The following is a 3368-nucleotide window of genomic DNA, read 5'->3' on the forward strand; positions in this document are numbered from 1 at the left end:
TCGTTCTTTAAAAATTTGGGTATGTGATAGAAAGATAGACTGAACGTTACTTTCACTGGTAACGGATCAGGCTAAGGTAAAATTTGTGAGTTGCTCTTTGAGCAAGATCGAATTTTCGGCGAATGTCGTCTTCACAGTATAACCAGATTGCTTGGGGTTATATGGTCAAGTGAAGAAGCGCATACGGTGGATGCCTTGGCAGTCAGAGGCGATGAAAGACGTGGTAGCCTGCGAAAAGCTTCGGGGAGTCGGCAAACAGACTGTGATCCGGAGATGTCTGAATGGGGGAACCCAGCCATCATAAGATGGTTATCTTGTACTGAATACATAGGTGCAAGAAGCGAACCAGGGGAACTGAAACATCTAAGTACCCTGAGGAAAAGAAATCAACCGAGATTCCCTTAGTAGTGGCGAGCGAACGGGGACTAGCCCTTAAGCTTCTTTGATTTTAGCGGAACGCTCTGGAAAGTGCGGCCATAGTGGGTGATAGCCCTGTACGCGAAAGGATCTTAGAAGTGAAATCGAGTAGGACGGAGCACGAGAAACTTTGTCTGAATATGGGGGGACCATCCTCCAAGGCTAAATACTACTGACTGACCGATAGTGAACTAGTACCGTGAGGGAAAGGCGAAAAGAACCCCGGAGAGGGGAGTGAAATAGATCCTGAAACCGTATGCGTACAAGCAGTGGGAGCCCACTTTGTTGGGTGACTGCGTACCTTTTGTATAATGGGTCAGCGACTTATTTTCAGTGGCGAGCTTAACCGAATAGGGGAGGCGTAGCGAAAGCGAGTCTTAATAGGGCGTCTAGTCGCTGGGAATAGACCCGAAACCGGGCGATCTATCCATGGGCAGGTTGAAGGTTAGGTAACACTGACTGGAGGACCGAACCGACTACCGTTGAAAAGTTAGCGGATGACCTGTGGATCGGAGTGAAAGGCTAATCAAGCTCGGAGATAGCTGGTTCTCCTCGAAAGCTATTTAGGTAGCGCCTCATGTATCACTGTAGGGGGTAGAGCACTGTTTCGGCTAGGGGGTCATCCCGACTTACCAAACCGATGCAAACTCCGAATACCTACAAGTGCCGAGCATGGGAGACACACGGCGGGTGCTAACGTCCGTCGTGAAAAGGGAAACAACCCAGACCGTCAGCTAAGGTCCCAAAGTTATGGTTAAGTGGGAAACGATGTGGGAAGGCTTAGACAGCTAGGAGGTTGGCTTAGAAGCAGCCACCCTTTAAAGAAAGCGTAATAGCTCACTAGTCGAGTCGGCCTGCGCGGAAGATGTAACGGGGCTCAAACCATACACCGAAGCTACGGGTATCACGCAAGTGATGCGGTAGAGGAGCGTTCTGTAAGCCTGTGAAGGTGAGTTGAGAAGCTTGCTGGAGGTATCAGAAGTGCGAATGCTGACATGAGTAACGACAATGGGTGTGAAAAACACCCACGCCGAAAGACCAAGGTTTCCTGCGCAACGTTAATCGACGCAGGGTTAGTCGGTCCCTAAGGCGAGGCTGAAAAGCGTAGTCGATGGAAAACAGGTTAATATTCCTGTACTTCTGGTTATTGCGATGGAGGGACGGAGAAGGCTAGGCCAGCTTGGCGTTGGTTGTCCAAGTTTAAGGTGGTAGGCTGGAATCTTAGGTAAATCCGGGATTCTAAGGCCGAGAGCTGATGACGAGTTACCCTTTGGGTGACGAAGTGGTTGATGCCATGCTTCCAAGAAAAGCTTCTAAGCTTCAGGTAACCAGGAACCGTACCCCAAACCGACACAGGTGGTTGGGTAGAGAATACCAAGGCGCTTGAGAGAACTCGGGTGAAGGAACTAGGCAAAATGGCACCGTAACTTCGGGAGAAGGTGCGCCGGTGAGGGTGAAGCACTTGCTGCGTAAGCCCACGCCGGTCGAAGATACCAGGCCGCTGCGACTGTTTATTAAAAACACAGCACTCTGCAAACACGAAAGTGGACGTATAGGGTGTGACGCCTGCCCGGTGCCGGAAGGTTAATTGATGGGGTTAGCTAACGCGAAGCTCTTGATCGAAGCCCCGGTAAACGGCGGCCGTAACTATAACGGTCCTAAGGTAGCGAAATTCCTTGTCGGGTAAGTTCCGACCTGCACGAATGGCGTAACGATGGCGGCGCTGTCTCCACCCGAGACTCAGTGAAATTGAAATCGCTGTGAAGATGCAGTGTATCCGCGGCTAGACGGAAAGACCCCGTGAACCTTTACTATAGCTTTGCACTGGACTTTGAATTTGCTTGTGTAGGATAGGTGGGAGGCTTTGAAGCGTGGACGCCAGTTCGCGTGGAGCCATCCTTGAAATACCACCCTGGCAACTTTGAGGTTCTAACTCAGGTCCGTTATCCGGATCGAGGACAGTGTATGGTGGGTAGTTTGACTGGGGCGGTCTCCTCCTAAAGAGTAACGGAGGAGTACGAAGGTGCGCTCAGACCGGTCGGAAATCGGTCGTAGAGTATAAAGGCAAAAGCGCGCTTGACTGCGAGACAGACACGTCGAGCAGGTACGAAAGTAGGTCTTAGTGATCCGGTGGTTCTGTATGGAAGGGCCATCGCTCAACGGATAAAAGGTACTCCGGGGATAACAGGCTGATACCGCCCAAGAGTTCATATCGACGGCGGTGTTTGGCACCTCGATGTCGGCTCATCACATCCTGGGGCTGAAGCCGGTCCCAAGGGTATGGCTGTTCGCCATTTAAAGTGGTACGCGAGCTGGGTTTAGAACGTCGTGAGACAGTTCGGTCCCTATCTGCCGTGGACGTTTGAGATTTGAGAGGGGCTGCTCCTAGTACGAGAGGACCGGAGTGGACGAACCTCTGGTGTTCCGGTTGTCACGCCAGTGGCATTGCCGGGTAGCTATGTTCGGAAAAGATAACCGCTGAAAGCATCTAAGCGGGAAACTTGCCTCAAGATGAGATCTCACTGGGACCTTGAGTCCCCTGAAGGGCCGTCGAAGACTACGACGTTGATAGGCAGGGTGTGTAAGCGCTGTGAGGCGTTGAGCTAACCTGTACTAATTGCCCGTGAGGCTTGACCATATAACACCCAAGCAATTTGTAAACTCCGAGCCCCAGGGCGAACGAGACCAGATTGCGGTGTGTGAAGACGAAACGAACCGAAAGTTCGCGACGCTCGATTGCAACACACAAACTATCGCATACCCATTCGCTGGAACGTGACCGCAAGGCACGCGCTGGCTACCGAATTTCTTGACGACCATAGAGCATTGGAACCACCTGATCCCATCCCGAACTCAGAAGTGAAACGATGCATCGCCGATGGTAGTGTGGGGTTTCCCCATGTGAGAGTAGGTCATCGTCAAGATTAAATTCCGAAACCCCTATCTGCTGA

2 rRNA genes are annotated in these 3368 nt (G+C 51.5%); both read left to right on the forward strand.

Annotated features, from left to right (window positions below):
* Positions 1-163: 163 nt before the first annotated feature.
* Positions 164-3055, forward strand: a 23S ribosomal RNA gene (locus J4E53_RS30200).
* Positions 3056-3225: 170 nt separating this feature from the next.
* Positions 3226-3341 (forward strand): 5S ribosomal RNA (gene rrf / locus J4E53_RS30205).
* The last annotated feature ends 27 nt before the right edge of the window (positions 3342-3368 follow it).

The organism is Pseudomonas sp. FW305-28 (genome assembly GCF_017351395.1).
Classification (GTDB): Bacteria; Pseudomonadota; Gammaproteobacteria; order Pseudomonadales; family Pseudomonadaceae; genus Aquipseudomonas; species Aquipseudomonas fluorescens_AA.